Source organism: Halobacteriovoraceae bacterium, from assembly GCA_020635115.1.
Classification (GTDB): Bacteria; Bdellovibrionota; Bacteriovoracia; order Bacteriovoracales; family Bacteriovoracaceae; genus JACKAK01.
Map to the genome: position 1 here is coordinate 33,623 of JACKAK010000012.1, position 20,469 is coordinate 54,091.

At 33.3% G+C, this 20,469-nt stretch carries 19 protein-coding genes; 3 read left to right on the top strand and 16 right to left on the bottom strand.

What is annotated here, in order from left to right; all coding sequences use genetic code 11:
* Positions 1 to 47 precede the first annotated feature (47 nt).
* Positions 48 to 1,664 (top strand): hypothetical protein, encoded by a 1,617-nt coding sequence (locus tag H6622_16780; GenBank protein MCB9063182.1) that lies wholly within the window; start codon positions 48 to 50, stop codon positions 1,662 to 1,664.
* Between the two features lie 45 nt (positions 1,665 to 1,709).
* Here H6622_16780 and H6622_16785 read toward each other — a convergent pair whose 3' ends face one another.
* From H6622_16785 to H6622_16795, 3 genes are all read right to left on the bottom strand, one after another.
* Positions 1,710 to 2,114: a hypothetical protein gene (locus tag H6622_16785; GenBank protein ID MCB9063183.1), complete on the bottom strand. Its 405-nt coding sequence runs from the start codon at positions 2,112 to 2,114 to the stop codon at positions 1,710 to 1,712.
* An 89-nt stretch (positions 2,115 to 2,203) separates the two neighbouring features.
* Positions 2,204 to 3,652 (bottom strand): AarF/ABC1/UbiB kinase family protein, encoded by a 1,449-nt coding sequence (locus H6622_16790; protein ID MCB9063184.1) that lies wholly within the window; start codon positions 3,650 to 3,652, stop codon positions 2,204 to 2,206.
* A 23-nt stretch (positions 3,653 to 3,675) separates the two neighbouring features.
* Positions 3,676 to 6,075 carry a hypothetical protein gene (locus tag H6622_16795; protein ID MCB9063185.1) on the bottom strand — a complete coding sequence of 800 codons (2,400 nt, stop codon included), beginning with the start codon at positions 6,073 to 6,075 and terminating at the stop codon, positions 3,676 to 3,678.
* Between the two features lie 139 nt (positions 6,076 to 6,214).
* Here H6622_16795 and H6622_16800 point away from each other — a divergent pair, with 139 nt between their 5' ends.
* Positions 6,215 to 8,776, top strand: coding sequence for an Hpt domain-containing protein (locus tag H6622_16800; GenBank protein MCB9063186.1), 2,562 nt, complete (start codon positions 6,215 to 6,217; stop codon positions 8,774 to 8,776).
* Between the two features lie 32 nt (positions 8,777 to 8,808).
* On the opposite strand, the gene H6622_16805 is transcribed toward H6622_16800, so the two are convergent.
* The 4 genes from H6622_16805 to H6622_16820 all read right to left on the bottom strand — a co-directional run bounded on the left by H6622_16805 (position 8,809) and on the right by H6622_16820 (position 11,123).
* The gene (locus H6622_16805; protein MCB9063187.1) at positions 8,809 to 9,213 is read right to left on the bottom strand and encodes a response regulator; all 405 of its coding nucleotides are present in this window, start codon (positions 9,211 to 9,213) and stop codon (positions 8,809 to 8,811) included.
* A 76-nt stretch (positions 9,214 to 9,289) separates the two neighbouring features.
* Positions 9,290 to 9,877, bottom strand: coding sequence for a hypothetical protein (locus H6622_16810; protein MCB9063188.1), 588 nt, complete (start codon positions 9,875 to 9,877; stop codon positions 9,290 to 9,292).
* 53 nt (positions 9,878 to 9,930) lie between these two features.
* On the bottom strand, positions 9,931 to 10,137 hold the full coding sequence (locus H6622_16815) for a hypothetical protein (GenBank protein ID MCB9063189.1): 207 nt from the start codon (positions 10,135 to 10,137) through the stop codon (positions 9,931 to 9,933).
* A complete protein-coding gene (locus H6622_16820; protein MCB9063190.1) occupies positions 10,137 to 11,123 on the bottom strand; it encodes a WYL domain-containing protein in 987 nt (328 codons plus the stop codon). Before H6622_16820 ends, H6622_16815 begins: the two co-directional genes overlap by 1 nt.
* Positions 11,124 to 11,239: 116 nt before the next feature.
* Here H6622_16820 and H6622_16825 point away from each other — a divergent pair, with 116 nt between their 5' ends.
* Positions 11,240 to 11,722, top strand: coding sequence for a hypothetical protein (locus H6622_16825; protein ID MCB9063191.1), 483 nt, complete (start codon positions 11,240 to 11,242; stop codon positions 11,720 to 11,722).
* Here the strand turns inward: H6622_16825 and H6622_16830 are convergent.
* The 9 genes from H6622_16830 to H6622_16870 form a co-directional block, all read right to left on the bottom strand.
* Positions 11,672 to 12,541: an RNA pseudouridine synthase gene (locus H6622_16830; protein ID MCB9063192.1), complete on the bottom strand. Its 870-nt coding sequence runs from the start codon at positions 12,539 to 12,541 to the stop codon at positions 11,672 to 11,674. The two genes, H6622_16825 and H6622_16830, sit on opposite strands and share 51 nt — an antisense overlap.
* Positions 12,541 to 13,410, bottom strand: coding sequence for an OmpA family protein (locus H6622_16835; GenBank protein MCB9063193.1), 870 nt, complete (start codon positions 13,408 to 13,410; stop codon positions 12,541 to 12,543). The genes H6622_16830 and H6622_16835 overlap by 1 nt, the downstream gene beginning before the upstream one ends.
* A 10-nt stretch (positions 13,411 to 13,420) precedes the next feature.
* Positions 13,421 to 14,191, bottom strand: a complete 771-nt coding sequence (locus H6622_16840) for a motility protein A (protein ID MCB9063194.1) — start codon at positions 14,189 to 14,191, stop codon at positions 13,421 to 13,423.
* 422 nt (positions 14,192 to 14,613) lie between these two features.
* Positions 14,614 to 15,759 (bottom strand): ISNCY family transposase, encoded by a 1,146-nt coding sequence (locus tag H6622_16845; GenBank protein MCB9063195.1) that lies wholly within the window; start codon positions 15,757 to 15,759, stop codon positions 14,614 to 14,616.
* A gap of 168 nt (positions 15,760 to 15,927) precedes the next feature.
* Positions 15,928 to 16,140 (bottom strand): hypothetical protein, encoded by a 213-nt coding sequence (locus H6622_16850; protein ID MCB9063196.1) that lies wholly within the window; start codon positions 16,138 to 16,140, stop codon positions 15,928 to 15,930.
* Between the two features lie 131 nt (positions 16,141 to 16,271).
* Positions 16,272 to 17,486, bottom strand: coding sequence for a chorismate-binding protein (locus H6622_16855; GenBank protein ID MCB9063197.1), 1,215 nt, complete (start codon positions 17,484 to 17,486; stop codon positions 16,272 to 16,274).
* Between the two features lie 6 nt (positions 17,487 to 17,492).
* Positions 17,493 to 18,830: a replicative DNA helicase gene (gene dnaB / locus H6622_16860; GenBank protein ID MCB9063198.1), complete on the bottom strand. Its 1,338-nt coding sequence runs from the start codon at positions 18,828 to 18,830 to the stop codon at positions 17,493 to 17,495.
* A 59-nt stretch (positions 18,831 to 18,889) separates the two neighbouring features.
* Positions 18,890 to 19,465: a 50S ribosomal protein L9 gene (locus tag H6622_16865; protein ID MCB9063199.1), complete on the bottom strand. Its 576-nt coding sequence runs from the start codon at positions 19,463 to 19,465 to the stop codon at positions 18,890 to 18,892.
* Between the two features lies 1 nt (position 19,466).
* Entirely contained in the window at positions 19,467 to 20,462 is a 996-nt protein-coding gene (locus H6622_16870; GenBank protein ID MCB9063200.1) for a DUF2232 domain-containing protein, read from the bottom strand.
* Between the last annotated feature and the right edge of the window lie 7 nt (positions 20,463 to 20,469).

Genomic DNA, 20,469 nt, shown 5'->3' on the forward strand with positions numbered 1-20,469 from the left:
TCCAATAGTATCATTAAAGGGCCAACTTATTTATCCAAGGATGGAATGTGGACATTAAAGATTACAACTATTCACTGGCCCAAAATAGATCTCGTTACAATGACAGTTTACAGTCGATTTCAGAAGACTATGAAGAAAAATTAGCAGAAAAAGACAGAATAAACGAAATTAAAACAGAAAAAAGAAAGCAATATCTTAATGATGAAATAGATGACATTGAAAAGGATTACGAAGTTAAGATCAGTGATCTTAATAGAAGAACAAAAGAGACAATAGACAAAACGAATATGGATAGGGCCGAGGAAGTTGAAGAACTCGAGAAGAAGAATAAAGTAAATCTGGAAGAAACAAAAAGAAAAAATGAAAAAAATATAGATGAATTAAGTAAAAACTACAATAAAGAAATTGAAGATTATAAAAATACGGCGAAGGCAAAAAATGAACATATGGCCAAGAGTTATGATATGGCCATAGATAAGAATGAAAGAGATGCTAGAGAGAGCTATGGAATTTTGAAAGATAATATCGAGCAAAGATGGTCAGGAGAAAAAGAGAAAAATATTTCACCATTACAAAGAAAAATAAGAGAAAAAAATATTGATTTAACAGACAACATAGCTAAAAACAATCGAGAGAAGGCAGAATTAAAAGACGAGTTTAAAAGTAACTTGAAAGATTTAGATAGAACAATTAGTGAGAAAAACAATCTCTTGAAAGCAAAAAGTGAGGCCTTTAGTCACAAGCTTGACGAACAGGCGATTGAGTATGCAAACGATAGAGAAAAACTTGATAAAAAGTATACGACAGTTATAGAAGATAGTTCAAAATCATCAAATAAGGGCCCAGGAAAGATTAGAGCAGAACTGACCAAAAAGCTTAAAGATCAAAATGATATGCATGGTCTTGAAAAACAAGAAATGATTGATGTGAGGCAAAGGCAGTTGAATGAAGTGAATAGAAGTACTAAGGAACAATTATCAACATTAAAGAATTCGAATGAACATAAGATAGAAAACCAAAACAAATATTACAATGAGCTTTTAGATAAACAAGATTCAATAAATACGCAGGCCGTTGCAAACATGCAAAAGCGTTTTTCAGTTGAGCGAGTAGATTTAATTAAGGATTCTAAAGATCAATTGGATTTTGTATCTAATCGAATTTTAGATGAATATGCTAATAAATTTGACAAGCTTTCGTTGGATTATCAAAGAAGTTTAACTCAAATTAATGATGCTCATCAGGAAGAGAGAGAGAAGTTAAATGATAAAATGGAAGTCATTAGAAATCGTTTTGACCAGCAAATTGTAGCAGAAAAAGAAAACAACGAGAGGAAACTAAATGTTGAACGCAAGGGCATGAAGGATCATATAGAAAAACAAGCTAGAGAACATGAAAAACAGCTTCATAAACTGGAATCTGATTATGAGCAGAAAATGACTAAAATAAGAAAAGATAATATTGATAAGCTCAATAATTTGAGACAACGCTATGATGAAGAAATAATGAGAGAAAAGGATGATCATAGGACGGTTTTATCTGAGTTAAAAATGGACTCAGATGAGCGATATAATCGACTTGAAGAGCATAGGAAAAACGAAGTAGAAAGTCTGATTAGTTTTTATGAATCAAAGCTCGATGAAGTTAGAAGTTCAAAAAGCTAGAGGCCTGACAAAATCAGAGATGTCAGGCCAAATTATCTTAAAATCTTATTGTAAATAAGCGTTTAAAGTTGTAGCAAGAAAGTCTTGAGTAGAAAGGTCTGCTTTATTTTCTTTATTATATTTTTTTCTGGCCTCTTCAACTTTTCTATCAAATGCTAAGGAGCGAATTTCAGGGTAATCAGATTCTTCTAATTTGTTTTCAAATAAATAGACGACAACATCTTCAAAAGGGATTTCACCAATTGCTGAGTTATTGAGTTCATCCATCATATGACTGACGATAAGAGCATCTTCTTCTCTGTCTTTTTTAAAATGTGCTACAAATTTTTTTTGAATTGATCTGGTAGAAACTTCAAAATTTTCTTCTTCAGTTAATATTTCATCATCATTCATATCTTCTAAATTAAGATTTGATTCATCGCTCAGATCTTCTGACAAGTGATTATTCATTTTTTATCCTTTTAAAAGTTGATACGTCTAACTTACGCCCGTAAAAATAAAGAGTCAATTTATCTTTTATTAGATCACCATTTTTTTATTCAATGTCGAGAAATAAAAACTTTGAAATTTTTCTCACCCTCTTCAAGTTGAAAGAGAATTTTTTCTTGAGGTTCTTCATTTAAGATTTCTTTTTTTATTTTAGAAATGTCAATATTTCTAGCAATCAATTTTTCATTTAGTTCAAAATCTATAAAATCTTCTAGGTTTGAAACCGCTCTATATGGAAATGTTAGGTCAACTATTTTTTTGTTATTTTTAGATATTTGAATTTTTAAATTAAATTCTTCAGGAAGAGTATTAATTTGATACAAGCTACTTTCAATCAATGATTTTTTTTCTAATGACAGTGCTTTAATTAAAACTTTTCTATAGTTTAATGGGGCACCATAATCCTTTAAGATGGTGAATAGCCCCATAAGAGAACGGATAAGTTGAAATACAAATGCATTTCCACTTGAACGGAACCACCATTTTTTGTTATCTAGATTTTTGTTAATCTCTTTTGAAATTTCCCAATTGTGAAGGTCAAAAACTTCATCTAGTAAAAATGGCATAAAGATTGAACTTATTATGACTGGTAAATACTCTTGAATATAACTCAATTTTACAGGGTCAAATCCTATTTTTGAATATTCATTTAAGTCTAGATTTAAATTCCCCTTAAGAATTTCTACAATCATTTTATTAAATGAATTTTTTCTTTCTTTATTTAAAGTTAAAAAATGTCCGAAATCAAAAAATATTGGAGTAGAATCTTTGACATAAAAATTCCCTTTATGAGTATCTCCTTGAAAAAAACCATCTAAGAAAAATTGTTGTAAATATGCGGTCAATAATTTACGAGAAAATTCTTCTTTTTGTTTATGAGTTGCTTTTACTTGAAAAATATCTAATGAAATCCCTTCACAGTATGTTGTAATGAGAACCTTATCTGTTGAAAACTCATGAACATTTGGAAAAATAATATCTCGATGTGAATTCAGTTCATTAAATTTTTTAATATTATTTTTTTCAATTGTGTAGTTAGTTTCAATGTCCAAACTATTTGTCATTTCAGCAATATACTCATGAACATCAAATCCCCATTTCTTTAATTTTGTATTGGCACCAATATGACCGATAAATCCGAGTAGTCGAATCTGTTCATTTATCTTTTCATTAATTTTAGGATAGAGAACTTTAGCGGCATAAATCCCAGTATCATTTTTGAATTTACACAGATGAACTTGCCCTAAAGATGCTACCCATTTTGCTTCATCAAAACTCAAAAAGAGATCATCAATACAATGTTTTAAAGATTGTTCAATATAATTTTTTATTTCGCTAAGAGGAATCGCTTTTAACTCAGTTCCCAACGACAAATTCTTATATTCCTCCATGGATTCACTAGAAGTTCCTGCCATTTGTGCAATTTTTAGAAAAATCCCTTTTTCTTGACCAAAATAATTTGAAATAATATTTAATGCTTTTTCTTTTAAAAAGTTCATGTCAGTTATTATAGATTGATAGATCATTTCTGAACAGAGATTATAAACTCTTCCTCTGGGTTTGACCAATTAGACTCTTCTTTATCTGAGATAGTTTTTACTCGCCAGAAAAATGTCTTCCCCACTAACTTAGGATCCGTGATATAGGCCTCTTCTTTCTGGGTTGTTATTTCTTTCACAATTTTTTTAAATCGTTTATCTGAGGCGGCCTGTAGTTTATAACTTGTTGCATAAGGAACTTTTTGCCACTCAAAATGGACTGGAGAGAAGCTTTTCTTGTCCTGATAAACAAAGTCAACAATTTCAAGACCACTGGGAACTCCAAGTGTGAAAACAATTTCACGAGTATTAGATGGAGTTCCAACTTGATCACCTTCAAAGACTGAAGTCACTCTCCAATATAATTTGGGGTATTTATCAGCAGGGAGATCAAATCTAGAATTGGAATCTTCTACTTCAGATTTTTCAATGATGCTTGAAAAATCATTATCTTTAGCAATTTCAATTCTATATTTTTTTGCAACATTGATTTTATTCCATTCAAAAGCAATATTTAATTTCTCTTGTTTTCCAAATTCTTTTTTATGTTGAGGATTTGATAATTTTACCTTTGGAACATCTACAACATTGAAAGGTTCTACTGAATATGTTTCACTGTATTCAGTCATTGGGAGTTGATCTTTATCGAGGGCCTGAACCCTCCAAAACATTGGCCCATTGAGGAAAACAGGAGCTAATACATTTGCATTTTTTGATACAAGAAATTTTGAATCTGTAAAATCTGATTCTTTTGCATACTCAACTCTATAGCTATCGACATATGAACGTTTGCTCCATTTAAGAGGAAGTTTAAATTCACCTTCTTTAGCAACGTAGTCTAAAATATCTTTTTTATAATCTTGATCGAGTTTTATTATTGGTGAGATTTTTATATTAAACCTAAATACCTCTCCCTCTCCTCCTTTACGACCTTTGGAATCAAGACCAGTAACTCTCCAAAAATAAGTTCCAACTTTTAAATTTTGAAGAGGCAAATTGTCTAATTTTGTTTTAATGCTGGTTTTGTCTTTCATCGTATTATCTAGTGAATACTCTATGAGATATTCACTTGATTTGTTTTGTTTTTGCCATTTCAGTGAAATATCTGGGAAAGTTTCACCTATCGTAAAATCAAATTGATCTTGAGGATATAATAATGTAATCGGATCGACAAAATTCGCATATATGCTAAATGAACTGGCCTCAGTCCACTTTGTTTCAACATTATTTGGATAAAAGCTCTTTACTCGCCAAAAATAATCTCCATAGGCAAGTTTAGAATTGAACGATGGTAAAAACACATCTTGCTCAACGAGGATATTTGAAAAATCTTCTTTCTCACTAATTTGTACGAGGTACTTTTCCGCCTTGGTTATCGAAGACCATCTGAATTTTGTGAGAATTTTTTCATCCTTTTTACCAGGAATAGTATATATTTTATCCTTTTCAGGGAAAATGGTTTTTGGGATATCTATGGATTTTGCATTAAAACGCCTTGGAATACTTTCCCCGACAACTCCCTCATCGACAATAATTTGTACTCTCCAAAAATAACTTATACCAGATGGTATACTTAAAGATACTTCTCTAATATTTGATTTTTGTTCTTTGACTAATCTCCTAAATGACCTGTCCTTAGAAATTTGTACATTAAATTCCATTCCTTCAATAATTTTTTCAACATTCCATTTGAATAGGATTTGTGCAGAGCTCGCGCTCCATATATCTTGATTTTCAAGTGGAGATATTAGATCAATCCCAATATTTTTGACTTCTTCAATTTGATTTTTTACAACTTTCAAACTCTGATTTTTCTCAACATTTTTTGTCACACCTTGCGACTCAACTTCTGCACTCCCTGATATAACATCGATTTTTGAAGACTTTTCGTTTATAAGATTTAAATTCAATTTTGTTTTTTTACCCGAGACCTTTACCTTTTTCCCTTTTTGAGTGAACTCTAAATTAATCCTTGTGCCAAGTATCCCGCTTAAGGAACCTTTTTTAACATCTACAGATTTGGAAGTTATAATAACAAGACTGTTAGGTTCTAAGACAAATTCTGATCCATCATCAAAATGAATTTGTGCAACTGAATCATCTCCTGTGAATACATATTCGTTTTCAACAAGGTTATCTTTGTTCTGTGCTTGGTACCAACTAATATCGTAATCAAGTTTCACACGAACATCCTTATACACAGTTGATAGTGCCGCAATTTTTTCAAGATCACCTTTTCTAGAAATTGAATTATTATCGAACAATATTCTATCGTCTATGATGAGGTAAGTAGAAGTTATAAAAACAAGAATTGCTACAATCGCAATAACTTTATCTATTGAGTCGGACTTTTTGAGTTGGATGGCAATTTCACTGTCAGACATGGGTTAAATATTCCCTTTCATTTTTTTTTGTTGCATATGGTAAAATAGTACTATATTTGGAAACAAAAAGTAGGAAGAACATTTTTCTCTTTATATAGATAAAAGGTAAGGAATGCCTAAGATTCTAAAAAGCATATCATTGAAGTATAAGCTCCTAGTACTTCTCATCTTAATGCCAATTACAGCACTTGGACTTTATCTCTATATGGCAAAAAATCTTTTTGAAAATGATAAGATTGCCTATATTTTCGGAACATCTCTTTCTTCTTCCAAAATGCAAGCTCATACAGTTGAGAATGAATTTAAAATTATAGGACAGATAAATCGTCCAATACTTGTAGGTTATTCAAGAGAAACAAAAAAGTTTGATAAGATTTCAATGACAATATTTAATGAGACAAAATCTTTAAATATTCTAAGGTTATATGAAGAAAATATCGATGGTGACTATAAAAAAGTTGGAGAGCTCAAGAAAGAAGACTTTTTTATGGATGACCATATTGATGAAGTTGGAAATATCGAGTTAGAGTTTGCGAAAATTGAAGTTGGTGAGCTGAGCGTCAAAATTCTCTCATTAGAAAAAGGTCTGTTTGCTGTTTTCACCAAATTTGAACGCCAAAATTCTACTCCGATCGGTGTATTTAATGTTCAAACTTCTCAGGAATTAGTTAACCCTTTTATAACTCGCTCGTTTTTCTCTACTTATTTGATAAATAAACATGGAAAAGTTCTTCTTGGCCCTAAGGATCAAAAACTTCTAGAGAAGGATTTAGCTAATACAGATATTTATAAGCGACTTAAAGGTATCAAAACAAGAGAAGGAACTTTTGAAGAAAAGATCAAAACAGATAATTACTTAGTCTCTTTCACTCAAGTTAATACAGGTAATCTCACAGTTTTAACCTTAATGAGTAAATCCATTGCTCTGAGTGCTGTTGGAACTCTTATTATGAAATCTCTCCTTTTTCTGATTGCGATTGTTGCATTTTCAATTGTCATAGCTTTGATTGCTTCTAAGAAATTAACGAGTACACTAAGAGAACTCTTTTTTGCAACCAAAGAAATAGGAAAAGGTAACTTTGATATTGAAGTAAAAGAAAAATCACATGATGAAGTTGGTGAGCTTGCAAAATCTTTTAATTTCATGGGTAAAGAAATATCAAGGTTATTAAAAGAACTCAAAAAATACTCTGAGCACTTGGAAGAGTTGGTTGAAGAAAGGACGAGAGAATTAAATGAGGCCTTAAGTTTACAAAAAGGAATGATGGACTCTTTGGGCCAGGGATTTATGATGTTTGATGAAGCAGGAACAGTATTGCCAGTTTTTTCAAAGGCATCTGAAAAAATGTTTGAACGTTCCCCTGCTGGAGAATTTGTTGGGGATTTGCTTCAGATTCCAGAAAACGAAAAAGAAACATTTAAAAACTTCTGTCAATTTATCTATGCTGAAACGATTCCGTTCGAAGATATTGCCAATTTGGCACCTAAAAAAATTGAAAACTCAAGTCATCGTAAAATTTTTCTCGACTATCATGAAATGAGAAATCAAGATCAAAAAATTTCAAATGTAGTTATCGTCGCTACTGATAAAACTGATGAGGTTGCGGCACAAGAAGAAGCCAAAAAAGAGAAAGCTTACGTTGAGATGATTGTTAAAATATTGAGCAATAAGGGCCAATTTAGTAATTTTTTATTAGACACGAGAAAAACTTTGCAAGAGATGAATAATTGCTGTCTATCAACTAAAATGACTAACACAGAAAAAATTGACGCTCTTTTCAGAGGAATGCACACAATCAAAGGAAATTCTGGTTTGTTCTCACTTTACGATATTAAAAATACAACTCATGAATATGAAAATGAGCTTGATAAGTTAAAAGCAAAAGATGATAAAGAACAGACAGGCTTCATAGTAAATCTTCCTGAAAAATTAAAAGTAGTAGAAGATCTTTTTGATAAGTTTATTTCAGATCACGGACGTGTGCTTGGATTGCAATCTTGGAAAGAGTTCACTCCAACACAAGAAATCCAAATTGAGAAGTTAAAAATATTCTTAGATTTGCTCAATAAAGTAAAAGCACCTAAAGGAGTGATACAGAGGTTTGTCGACAATATTTATGCCAGACCTTGTACTTCCTTATTGTCACACTATAACGATCTTATACAGAATTTAGCACAACAATTAGGAAAAAAGGTTAAACCTCTCATTATAAATGGAGGAGAGACACGTGTTATTCCTGAGCTCTACAATGATCTTTTTTCTTCTCTTGTACATGCTTTTAGGAATTCAATTGATCATGGAATTGAGCTCCCTGAGATAAGAGAGTCAAATGGAAAACTAGAAGAGGGCCAATTGTCTTTAACTATTTCAAAAATTCCTGATCTCAATGGAAATGAAGAACTGCTCATTTTACTAGAGGATGATGGAAAAGGAATTGATCCAGATGTTATCCGAAGCCTAGTTAAAAATAAAAATCCAGAGTTGGCACAGAAAGAAAGTGATGAGGAAATTATACAGCATGTCTTCGATGCTTCCCTATCAACAAATGAAGAGGTAACCGATCTTTCAGGACGTGGAGTTGGAATGGATGCTATTAAAAATATTACAGTAAAAATGGGTGGAACAGTAGAAGTCAGGTCGAAAGTAGGTAAAGGAACTATCAATATTATTCGAGTGCCATTGCAAGAAAAAATAAATTAGAAAGATAAATATTAGTAAAAAAGCAATGACATTTATTTCTTTTCACCATGATGTTTTTTCCAACATAGCGCAATTTTATTTTTGAGATCTTCTAAAGACCAAGGTTTAACAAGATAATTAGAAGCGCCTGCAACTATGGCATCCATTACGATTTTAATCTCGCTTTCAGCAGTTAACATCAAAAAAGGAGTATCCTTATATTCTTGGATTTGTCTCACCTCTTTAAGTAATTCAAGGCCGGACATATTTGGCATAACAATATCACAAATTATAAAGTCAATTTTTTTATTGGATTGCAAGTACTCAAGTCCTAGCTTTCCATCCTCGGCGGTATGAAACTCACCAGTAAAACCTATTTCCTTCAATTGAGATTTAACTGCATTTCTTACAACATGTTGATCATCGATAATTAAAAAAGTGGCCTGCTTTGACATCATATCAATCTTCTCCTGATTTCTTACTTCCATTCTATTTTAAAAAAAAGCTTGCGCAAAGGTCTCAGCGTTATTTTTCCTAGTTTTTATTAATATCATTTCGTGTAGCTTCTAGATATTTTTCTTTTTCAAGGTCAGGGTCAAGTTCAGCATCAGGATTGCTTGTAGGAATATTGGGGTTTCTATTGACGAAAAAGTCAAACCTTGAAAGAATATATGAAGTTACTAAGAGAGGTAATAATTGTGTAAATACTATTAAAGGCCATTCTAGAGCGAATCCATGGCCGTAGACTTCAGTAAATAAACCTGGCCTATAATATGTGTAAGGCACAACTAAAAACGCCATAAACCATAGCCCACCTATTCCACCAAATATTGCGCCAATTATTCCAAATGATACAACTCCAGCAAATCCAAGAGCAACCTTATTAAAACTCTTCTTTTCCTCTATTATCCTTGATCTGTAATCGATGAGGGCATTTTCTATCTCTTCAGGTGTAGCACCAGATTTAATAACATCTACACGGTAGTCTTCAATACCTTTAGTATTCATTAAAAATGTAGTAACGAGGATGTTGGAAAGTTGATAGGACCAACTCATTATAGGATGTAAAAGAAAAGCAGTTAAAATAATTGCAAAAACATTCCTAATGATCATCTTCTTCATGATGAGTTCCCTCAGATGTAGACACTAAATACAGTATATCTTTACTTATAATTCTAATCAAGTTCTCCTGATTGATTTTCAAGATCATTCAAATCGACTACGTTATTAATTTCATCATCTGTATATGTGGGGTAATCATCACTTGGCTCATATTCTTGTAAATTTGTTGGTGTTTCATCAGTAGGAATAGTTGAATAATCATTTTCTTGAGCAAAACAAAATGTACAATTGATAAAAATCAAAATAGCAAGTAGTTTCATTAAGCGGCCTTTTTCTTGTTAATTTTTTTCCGATGCCTTAAAAGTTCTTCTTCAACAGAGTAAGGCTCGACAATTTCTACTCTATCAATAATTGTATCCAACCAGTCAAGCATAGATTTAGAATTATCTAGTGTTGCCGCCCAAATTCTTTCCCCTCTTATATTTTCTATAATGCATGGATCTTTCATATATATATATTTTGGATTGAGAAAATCTAGAGATAAATCATAAATTTTCAAAACGAGCCGAATTTCTGAATCATCAACCCCCCTTATTGCAGATATAAAATCTTCAATTTGTGCATCTGCAAAATTCTGTGAATAATTAAGTTCAAGTGAAAATGTTATTCCATAAATTTTGTCTATTTTTAAGGCCATTAAAGTTCTTTCCTTAACATTTTCACAGATTAGATTGAGATCATCCTGGAGAAAAACTAATTTATGAGGGAATACTTCAACTGTAATGGCATCATTTTTTTTAATACTAAGGGCAATTTTATTTTCAATCCCCTCTTCAATTTTGTCCAAAAGATACTTATTAATGTTTTGGCCATTTAATTCCTGAAATATTTTCTCATTGCGTTGGTAAATTTTTTCAAGATCATAATCCTCCAACCGCACAATTTCAGTTTTTAGCTGCTGATTTATTCCTTCAATTGCTACTTGGGGTAATTCAATCTCCCGATCATTAAGGGAAGTCTGTAGTGCGATCCAATTGACCAGTGGAATATTTACTTCAACGATAGGTGCCTGTACGAGCTCGATTGTTTTATCTGAGTTTGTATTTGTTACTTCAATATGCATATGATGTAATGATAACAATTGAACAATGTCATCGATAAGGCCTTCATTAACTCTAAACTCATCGCAAATAGATTTGTACGTAGAGATTTTATTTTTATGAATGTAGAATATGATCTCCCAAAATTCGTTTCTTTTCATCATCGCTTGAACTTCAAAAGGAATTTTGCGCAACTTTTTGTTCATAATTCTCCTTAATGGTAAAACTCTTCTCGGATACCCGAGCAATTAACTTTAGTATAAGTAAATTCAATTACTTGTAACTAGTTGTTTATATTAAGAAATTTATGGCATAATGGGGTATGATCGCAAAAAATCTATTGAAAAACCCCATTCTTGTCATAGGTGTTCTTTTTATGGCCATATTCTTGTTTGATTTGCGTGATCGCAAAGTTTTCTTCCATAGAGACAAACTAGAGGCCACATCTTGTAAAGCCGCGATAGTTCCACTTACCAAGAGGGTTGCTGAAGATCAATGGACAATCAAATGTAAAGAAAACAATCTCGATATTGATATTATTTCAGAATACAGCGCAAACACTAATGTCACTAAAAAAATTCTCTACACCGAATTGGCAAATCAACTCATGTTTATTTCTCAAAATACCCATCCTGAAGCGATGGAGAGGACTTTTATGGTCGTCATAAAGCTTAAAAGTAACATGATGAATATCTCTGCCATGACAGAAGGTAAGTATCTAGCAAAAATGAGAAACTTACAGGATGAAAATCAATTACTCAAACATATCCAAGCAACGGTTAAGACTAAAGAATTTTCTAAATGACTCTGATATTTCAGTTTCAAATTGATAATTTTTATCATCAACATTAAAAGAATATCTAAGTGAATGTAAAAATAACCGACTTGCCTTTGGGCCACTATAGAGTTCATCTCCTAATAAAGGGTGTCCACGATGTGAGAATTGAACACGAATCTGATGTCGACGGCCATGTTTTAACTTTATATGAACAAGGCTTAAATTTTCTTTCTCATTAAACTTGAGAAGTTTATATTCGAGCCTAGAATATAAACCTTCCTGTGACACTTTTACTTTTTTGCCTTTAATATCACTACTTGAGAGATTATCTTCAAATACTCCCTTATCGCTGATTTTCCCACTGACAATCGCAATATATTCTTTGAGCAAGTTGTGGGCATTTTCTCGTAAAATATTCCAGATTTTAAATTTTTTACAGTAAACTAAAACTCCCGAAGTCTCAAAATCTATACGATGGATTAATCCTTTTTCATATGAATTTTCAAATATGAAATCCCCTAGCTTTTGTTCTTTTCTTAAAAAGCAAATTACCGAAGACTTTTCAGAGTAAAGATGGGAATGGCAATTTATTTTAGAAGGTTTATCTAATACAATAAATAGATCGTCTTCAAATAATATATTGATTCTGGGCCCAATATAGTTTGGATTCTCTATATAGTGATTAACAAGGTCGATAGGTAGTGAAATTTCTTGTTTATCAACTAATCTTCGTTTAAGTTCTTTTTTTTCAATAAATTTTTTTAATCTCTGTTTTGAAATACCTAGATCATTACAAAAATCACTCAGTGTTGAATATTTTTCTATCGGTGAAACTTTTATATTCATTATCGAACGTCAGTTTTTTTACCATTATCTCTCAGGTCAGTTTTTCTGAGAATAAACTCCACTCTTCTATTTAAGTGTTCTGGAACATCTTGTCCATTATCATATCCAGAATTTGGGCGAGTATCACCATAAAAAACTGTTGTAATTCTATCAGCAGCGATACCACCATTAATTAAGAGTTTCGTTACTCTTAGGGCCCTTTGCGATGATAGTGTAAAAGCATCACCATGTTGTGAAGGATCTGTTTCATCTTTTGAAGCATGTCCTTCTACAAACACTTTCCATTTTGTTCCATTTAATAGTTTAATCACTTTTGTTAGTGTTCGAGTGTTAATTTCAACTACTTCAAGTGAACTAGGTTTAAAAAATATTTTTTCTTTAAGCCTAACCATTATGCCTTCAGGTTGCTCATAGACATCAACATCTTCAACCAGTTCAAAATCTTTCAAATCTGATCGCATAATTTTTAAAATCTCAGTAGACTCTCTATTTACTTCATGTTTATCTAGAAATCCTTCTGTTGTTAAAAATTCAATGGGAAAAGAGCGAATTGGCTCTTGTGATTCTAACATTGTAGGAGAATCGTCTGGAGACTTTCCACTTTGGATGACTTCTCCTTGCTTTAATACGTTTCCTCCAAATGCATCTCTCACAGAACCTAGAGCTGCTTCATATTTTGCAGTTTCTGTTTTTGCAAAAGAAAGTAAGAGAACGAAAAATGTAAGTAGTAAGGTTACAAGATCTGAAAACGTGGCCATCCAACCCGGTAGTCCTGGAGGACAATCTGGACATTTTGCAGGGGCATCCCCTGCAGGGGCACCACCGCCGCCTCCACCACCAGAGTCATTATTGTCAGCTTCATCTGCCATGGTTTAATCCTTATTCATCCCCTCCGCTATCGGCCGATTCTCTTTGGGCGGGAGGTAAGAATGCGCTTAATTTTTCTTTAATTAGCCTAGGATTCTCTCCTGCTACAATTCCCAGAGTTCCAGCAATAACGATATTCATCTTTGTAATTTCTAATTGAGATCTATATACAAGCTTTTTCCCAAGAGGGATTGCAAAAGCGTTTGCTAAAATCGCTCCATAAAATGTCGTCAAAAGAGCAACGGCCATCGCCGGCCCAATCGCCGAAGGATCAGATAGGTTTTGAAGCATTTGAACAAGTCCAATCAGTGTTCCAATCATACCAAATGCTGGGCCATCGGCACCAATCCCATCTAGTACGTCAGCTCCAGTTTTATGTCTTTGTTCCATTGCATCTATTTCAAGTTGTAAAATGGCCTGGATAACTTCTGGTGGCCTATTATCAGCGGCCAAAGTCATTGCTTTTTTCATAAATGGATCTTCAACTGGAACTTTTTCAAGTGCAAATACCGATTCTCTTCTAGCAGTTTCTGCAAGACTTCCTATTTCTTCGATTGTTTCTTTAGGATCTGCAGGGGTGAAAAATATTGATTTCATTGTGAAGGCCATAAGCTTAACAACCACTTCCATGGGCCATTTAATAAATGTTGCAGAAATAACCCCTAGCCCAACAACAATAATTGAAGGGACATCAATAAATATGACAATACTTCCACCAGCTAAGATTGCACCCATAACGGCAACAGTTGCTAGTGCTAGACCAATGACGGTTGCGATGTCCATAATTCCTTCCTCTAGAAACGTATATATCAACTCCTCGGTGTCACCCGGGGCTTTTTGAGAAAAAAAATGGCCAGGGAAATTTTTTCCTGTATTTATGAACTAAAAAGTTTTTAGGTTTTAAGGTAAAAAGCTTACATTTCAATAGCTAAGAAGTAAGTGTATTTTTCTTATGAGAATAGGATTAACCAATGAAAGATGAAATTTGCGTATAGAAGTTGGCAAATTTACAATTACTCTGTAACTACCTGAGAAAAATGTCCTATTTGATGTTAAGCGATTTTGACCAACACCTGCTTAATGTAATTAGTTTTACGGACAGATTTCCATAAATTGTAACCTTTTTAAATCTTTTTTTAGTTTCCTCATATTTACTTCCCCTTACAAACTACTTTTTAAGGTAATTTGACCCTATTATTTTTTCATCATGCGACCCTTTTTAAATCCTCAAAACATTCATAGGCCAGTTTCACTCCATTTAATAAAAACATTTCCAACTTTCCATCTCTGTATCGCCTAATCTCCACTGTTTTTCCAATAAGTGAATGGCCATTTTCCCTTGAGACAAGGTATTTATGGCCTTCAAAACTTAATATTTCCCCTTCACCTATTTTTCTATGATCTCTAATCGTCAAAACTTCATTGAGATCTATTAGTTCTTCAAGTTTTCTATAAGCTGGTCTTTGATCTTTTGCAGATACTGAGAACTTCAGGTTGTAGGCAGTGATAAACTCTTCTAAGTACCTATTTGCAGCTTCAATATTCTTTATCCCTCTAAGCCTAATTTCTGAACAAAGCCTGTCCTGAAGGGTTTTAAATAGCCTCTCAATCCGTCCTTTCGCTTGAGGACTGTTGGCCTGAATAGAGATAATTCCAAGCTCGTTCATGGCCCTATTCATATTTGTAAAACCCTGTCTTTTCCCGCCACCATAAATTCCGGCCTTATCAGAATAAAGCATTTGGAAGACACCATATTTATTAATTATTTGTTCCACCACATCCATCGCTGCAAAAGTTGTCTCTGTAGGAGTAAATTTCGCAGCTAAAATCTTTCCAGTGGCATCATCAATGGCAGCAGTCAGACAAAAAGGTGAACAGTCATGAATCCAGCGATGAGGGCTTCCATCAATTTGAACCATTAACCCTTCTTTCTCATAACGCTTTCTTCTAGGGTGAGATTTTCTTTTTGCTTTTTTCTGGTAGGGAATAATCAGGCCCTCTTGTAGTAAAAGGTTTCTAATAGTGGTGTAAGTAGGGATGCTGTCAAATTCATGAGAATTATTTTCGCGTAGTTTTTCAATAAAGTGAACGAGATTAAGGCCGTTATATCTTCCAAGATAAAGTTGAATAATTTTATTGGATACTTTCATTGATGTTTTATTGTGAGGTATTCGACCTTTATTACCATGTATTAGAGAAGCAACACCTTGTTCTCTAAACCCTTTCACAAGCCTCCTAAACTGTCTTTCACCAATTTCTAAAGCACAGCAAGCATCTTCAGATCGAAGTTCACCGTTAAGATACTGAGAGATAATATCTATCCTAATCTGTTGTTTTGTTTTAAAATTCATAAGACCGACCTCCTTGTTGGTATTTGATTGTTTTTTTGTTTAATCAAATAATACCAACATTGCAGGTGGTCGGTCTTTTTCGCTTACTAAATAATGCGTGACATCTTTGAGTAGTATCTACACAAATTTACAATTACTCGATATCTCTAGATCAAAAAAGCTATAAAATTACAGATCAAGAGTCTCAAGATAAACGGCCATACGTTGCCTTAATTCGTCTAAGGTTAGAACTTCTTCTTCCATGAGAAGCTCTTCTTTAATAAATTCACTAGGAAAACCTGTAAGATTGGCCAAGGATCTTAAAGAAACGAAATCATTCTCCCTGGAACTGTTAAACTGAGCAAAATCCTCACCTACTTTAGCAAAGCTTAGAGCAGTCATCTACACTCCTTTGTATTTCCCCTCAAACACTCCTATTCGAGGTTTATGCGTGCTGTCTACGATAATTCTATCCGGCCAAGATTTATGATGTCAATTCACAGAAGCAATTGTAAGTTTTTTTTAGTTTACTCTCAACTCTCTTTGCGAGAATCTGTCAGGTCGAAAAAACAATCTAAAAAGCTTGAGATCTTTAAATTCATTTCTTCGTACTCATTTTTACATTCACTCAACAGAGTTATTCCTCCTCCAGCATGTAATTCTATTTCTGAATTTGATAGATTAATTTCAGCTGTACGAATATTTATACTTGAAGCAAAGTGAGTATTAGTTCTTAAAAATGTGCTCCCACAATAAAACTTTCTCGGAATATTTTCTATTTCAAACAATAATTTCATGACTCTTTTTTTAGGTGCACCAGTTATACTTCCACCTGGGAAAAGAGAATTTAAAACAGATCCTAGATTCATTTCTTTAAGCAATTTTGTACTCACCAGTGAGTATTGGTGCAAAATTTGAGGTACTATTAAGGGCGATTTTCTTTTTCTCACAATTGAAGGTCTGTTGGCGATTTTACTAAGGTCATTTCGAATCATATCCGTAATCATATCTAATTCTGCACCATTTTTTTTGTCTTTTATCAGTTTTATCCAAAGAATTTTCCAGTCCTCATTTTCTTTCAATCTATATGTTCCTTTAATGGGCATGGAATAGATACTTTCTTCTCCTTTAAAACTTCCTTTTTGAAATAGTCCTTCAGGAGAGTTTGAAAATAGAATGAGTTCAATATTTGGAATATATGAAAAATGAGAATAAGCTGATAAATGGTCAGATTTTGAAACAAAAAGATCAAAAAGTTTTTTTTCATCTGGCCTTTCTAATATTCTAAGTTTAAATCGATTTGTTAAATTGAGTTGATAACATTCACCAAGTAATAGACATTGCCTAGCTTTATTGAAGGCATACTCATATGATTTAAGAACTGGAAACTCAATGAATTTGACATTGTAATTCTGGGCACTCACCTTTTTGAAATCTATGACTTGTGACTTATTATACTGAATTTTTATAGCTAATAATTCATCTTGCCCTAGAAGCTCTTGATTGTTATAAAAATGACCCCACTCGTAAGTAAAGTGGTACACTGTATTAGTTTTAGAACTATCTTCAAAAATTTTTTCATTTTCTAATTGATCGGCAAACATTTGGGGAGTGAAGGGTTGTTCATTTTGTAAGAGAGGATTTACAACTCTATTAGAATAATAAAGTTCACAAACAATAGGTTTTTCTAATAGAAGAAACTTTTTATTACCAAGGTAAAAACAACTAAAGGGGGCCTTAAGGGCCATGGTATTTTACTCCTGTGCAGGTGCAAAACTTAAATTTTCAAACGATGTGTATGAGCCAACCCAGGCGAGTTTGGCCGTACCTGTTTCACCGGCCCTATTTTTTCCAACAATTATTTCAGCGATACCTTTTTCATTGGTATTTGGATTGTAGACTTCATCGCGATAAACCATCATAACAATATCTGCATCTTGTTCTATCGAGCCAGATTCTCTGAGATCAGAGACAATTGGTCTTTTATTAGGCCTAGCTTCTACAGCACGGTTGAGCTGAGAAAGAGCGATAATGGGACATTCGAGTTCTTTGGCGAGATTTTTTAGTCCCCTTGAGATTTCAGAAATTTGTTGTTCCCTAGAAGGATTATTTGAGGCCGATTTCATAAGCTGGAGGTAATCAATAACGATCATTCCGAGACCAGAATCTGCTTTAATTTTTCGACACTGTGATTGAATGTCGAAAAGAGTGATATTTGCAGAGTCATTTATGAAAACAGGAAAAGTAGAAATTTCTTTAACGGCCTCTCCGATACTTCTTAAATCTGTGTCTAAGAAGTTTTTGGTTCTCATTCTTTTTGAATCAACTTTGGCCCTAGATGAGAGAACTCTTGAGCTGAGTTCGTTTGCTAACATTTCCAGAGAAAAAATGGCGACAGGAAGTCCGGTTCTTTCACAGGCATTTATGGCCAGATTAAGTGCCAAGGAAGTTTTTCCCATTGCGGGTCTTGCCGCTAAGATAATCAGTTGTCCTGCTTGCAATCCAAGGAGGAGTTGATCAAGTTTAGGGTATCCAGTTGATATCCCCTGTATTTCACCAGTCTGTCTTGAAGTGTCTTCTAAATCTTTAAGATTTGATTTTAGACATTCGTTAATTCTAACCATCCCTCCAGATTTAGCGTCGTTTGTGAGTTTAAAAAAGCTACTTTCAACATCCTGAATAAAGTCTTCTACTTTTCCAGAAAAGCTCATTCCATGCTCTGCAACTCTCATCGCAGTTTGGACAATTTTTCTAAGGGATGATTTGTCTCTTACAATTTTGGCGTAGTGATAAATATTGGCAGAGCTGGCCTGATCCTCAACAATATTTAAAATAGCGCTTTGTCCTCCGACTTGATCTAATTTACCTAGATCAGTGAGTTTTGAGCATACTGTTACGTAGTCAATTGGTTGATTATTAATAACCAGGTCTTTAATAACTTCAAATACAGTTCCATATTGTGGGTGATAGAAATCATCTTTAGAAAGTTCTAAATCAAAGATTTCATCAAAGACTGAGCCATCAATAATCAAACAACCAAGTAGAGATTTTTCAGCAAGAAGGTCATGTGGAGCTTCTTTAATTTGAGACATGAGTAGATTCCTTCTTCAGAAAAATTGAACCCCAGGTGAGAGATCACCTGGGGTAAAAATTAAGCTTGAACTTCTTCTTGTACTTCTTCAGCAGTTGCTTCATCCGTAGCTTGTGCTTCAGCATCGGCCTTAGCTTTCGCTTTTTTAGCAATGGCCGCTTCTTGCTTTTTCTTCATTTCTTCAGCTTGAACTGGATCCATAGTCACTTTAACTGTAAAATTCGCTTCAACTTCTGGGAAGAGTTTAGCTTTAACATTGAAAGTCCCTGTAGATTTAATAGGAGTTTCAATAATTAACAATCTTCTTTCAATTTCTATTGTTCTTTCAGACAATATTTTTGACAATTCAGAGTTTGTAACACTTCCAAAGAGTTTTCCATTGTTACCAACTTTTTTTACAAGTTCGATGTTTAGTCCATCGATTTTTTTCTTTAAATCAAGCGCATACTTGTATTCTTCTGCGACTTTTTTTGCGAGGGCCTTTTTTTGATTTTCAAATGCTTTTTTGTTTTTATCATCGGCAATAACTGCAAGATTTTTTGGAACAAGATAATTTCTCCCATAACCAGCAGAAACATTTACTATTTCTCCGACGTTTCCTAGTGCAGGAACTTTTTCTGTTAATATAACTTTCATTTTAATTCTCCTTATTTCGATTTATCATCTTTCTAAAATCAAACCATTGGTCAAAAACTCCAACAATTACAACAACATGCCATAAAGACCAAATGGTAAATACAACAAATAGAGAGCGAATAAATCCCTTAATCTGTAATTTATTGAGTAGTGAAATATAAATTCCGAAGCCTTGAAAAAAGTAAAAAACTCCAACACAAGCAAGAATGTTTCCTCCAACGTAATCAAGTTTTAGATGAGGACTAAAATCTGAAAACAAAACGCAGGATAGTCCTACGATTAGGAAATAAACGAGATAATTTGGAGACTTAAAATTGACAAGGTCATTTGAAGTATAAGGGTATGTACTCTTTTGTATCCATATGTGGGATGCTCTTAGGACAGAAAACAAACTCGCCCAAAGACTAAGAAAAATTCCAACAAAGAACACTGATGGTAAAATGCTGACAATTGTGGTTGCCATTTCTTTGGGGTTTTTTAGAACGTCTTCAAGATATCTGGCCCTTTCTCCACCTTTTGCAAAAAGATCAGGATCTAGCTGCTTATAGTGTTCAAGTTCTGAAACAAGAATCTTTTCAAATTGTTCAACAACAGAAATTTCAAGACCTAAGATACTCAGGCCAAGAATGAGAAAAGATAGGCCAGCAATAATTGCACCTATTTTAACGATTCCTTCAACAGGGTCCATCTCTTTAACAAAAATTTGGTATAGCATCACTCCATAAAAAAATGAAAGTGAAACAACTCCAAAAAAAAGAGGATTCACATTATTGAAAATAATTGAAAAAAGATAGATAACAAGTATGCTAAAGGCGCCCATGAGCATGGTCTTGTTTTTCCCATACATAATAAGTGAAAAGAGTATTGGTGCAGGAGCAAAGAGGGACAAAAGGCCGGTTGTAGATAAAACTATAAATACAACTGATAAAAAGAACCAACGAGACCAGTTAAGGTCGGACACTGTTGGATTTTGAATTTCTGGCCCAGTATTGCTCATGCTCAAT